General features: G+C 66.9%; 1 protein-coding gene. It reads left to right on the top strand.

Annotated elements, in window-relative coordinates; all coding sequences use genetic code 11:
• Nucleotides 1-49 precede the first annotated feature (49 nt).
• Nucleotides 50-1,336, top strand: a complete 1,287-nt coding sequence (locus ACIRPK_RS36890; RefSeq protein ID WP_403047334.1) for an IS256 family transposase — start codon at nucleotides 50-52, stop codon at nucleotides 1,334-1,336.
• Nucleotides 1,337-1,366 lie beyond the last annotated feature (30 nt).

Genomic DNA, 1,366 nt, shown 5'->3' with positions numbered 1-1,366 from the left:
CGGTCATCGGTGTAACTCCCGATCATGGAAGTAGCACCTGATGAGCGACGTGACTGTCTCCGTTGAGGCGGTTGAAGAGGTCCGGCCGGTCGAGCTGCCGGCGGACCTGCTGGACGACCAGTTGATCGGGCAGTTGGTCGACCGGGCCCGTGCGAGCGGCCTGCAGTTGACCGGTGAGGGCGGGCTGCTGCAGCAGTTGACCAAGCGCGTGCTGGAGTCCGCCCTGGAGGGCGAGATCACCGACCACCTCGGCTATGAGAAGCACGACCCGGCCGGAGCGGGCAGCGGCAACTCCCGCAACGGGGTGCGGCCGAAGACCGTGCTGACCGAGGTCGGCCCGGTCGAGATCGAGGTGCCCCGCGACCGGGACGGGAGCTTCGAGCCGCAGATCGTCAAGAAGCGGCAGCGCCGCCTGACGGGCGTGGACGAGATGGTTCTCTCCCTGTCCGCGCGGGGCCTGACGCACGGTGACATCTCCGCCCACCTGGCCGAGGTCTACGGCGCGAGCGTGTCCAAGACGACCATCTCCACCATCACCGACAAGGTCATCGACGGCATGACGGAGTGGCAGAACCGGCCGCTCGACTCGGTCTACCCGGTGGTCTTCATCGACTGCGTACACGTGAAGGTGAGGGACGGTCAGGTGGCGAACCGTCCGATCTACGTCGCCTTGGCCGTCACGGTCGACGGCACCCGTGACATCCTCGGGTTGTGGGCCGGCGACGGTGGCGAGGGCGCCAAGTACTGGCTCCAGGTGCTGACCGAGATCAAGAACCGGGGCGTCGCGGACGTGTGCATGGTCGTCTGCGACGGCCTCAAGGGCCTGCCCGACGCCATCGAGACGGTGTGGCCGCAAGCGATCACCCAGACCTGCGTGGTGCACCTGATGCGAGCCTCCTTTCGATACGCGGCCCGCCAGGACTGGGACAAGATCTCCCACGCCCTCAAGCCGATCTATACCGCGCCGACCGCGAAGGCCGCCGAGGACCGCTTCCTGGACTTCCAGGAGGAATGGGGCGCCAAGTACCCGGCGATCGTGCGGCTTTGGGAGAACGCCTGGGCCGAGTTCGTACCGTTCCTCCAGTTCGACACGGAGATCCGCCGGATCGTCTGCACCACCAACGCCATCGAGTCGGTCAACGCGCGCATACGCAAGGCCGTCCGCGCCCGCGGGCACTTCCCCAACGAGCAGGCCGCCTTGAAGTGCGTCTACATGGCGATCATGTCGCTCGACCCGACCGGCCAGGGCCGCAAACGCTGGACCATGCGATGGAAGCCCGCACTCCAGGCATTCGACATCGCCTTCGACGGCCGACTCTCCGTCGGCCGCCGGTAGTTCACTCACCCGAGTTACACCGTTGGCTGG

This window comes from Kitasatospora sp. NPDC101801, assembly GCF_044766665.1.
Lineage (GTDB): Bacteria > Actinomycetota > Actinomycetes > Streptomycetales > Streptomycetaceae > Kitasatospora.
The sequence above is the reverse complement of the archived record's forward strand: the minus strand, read 5'-3'. Positions and strand labels throughout refer to the sequence as shown.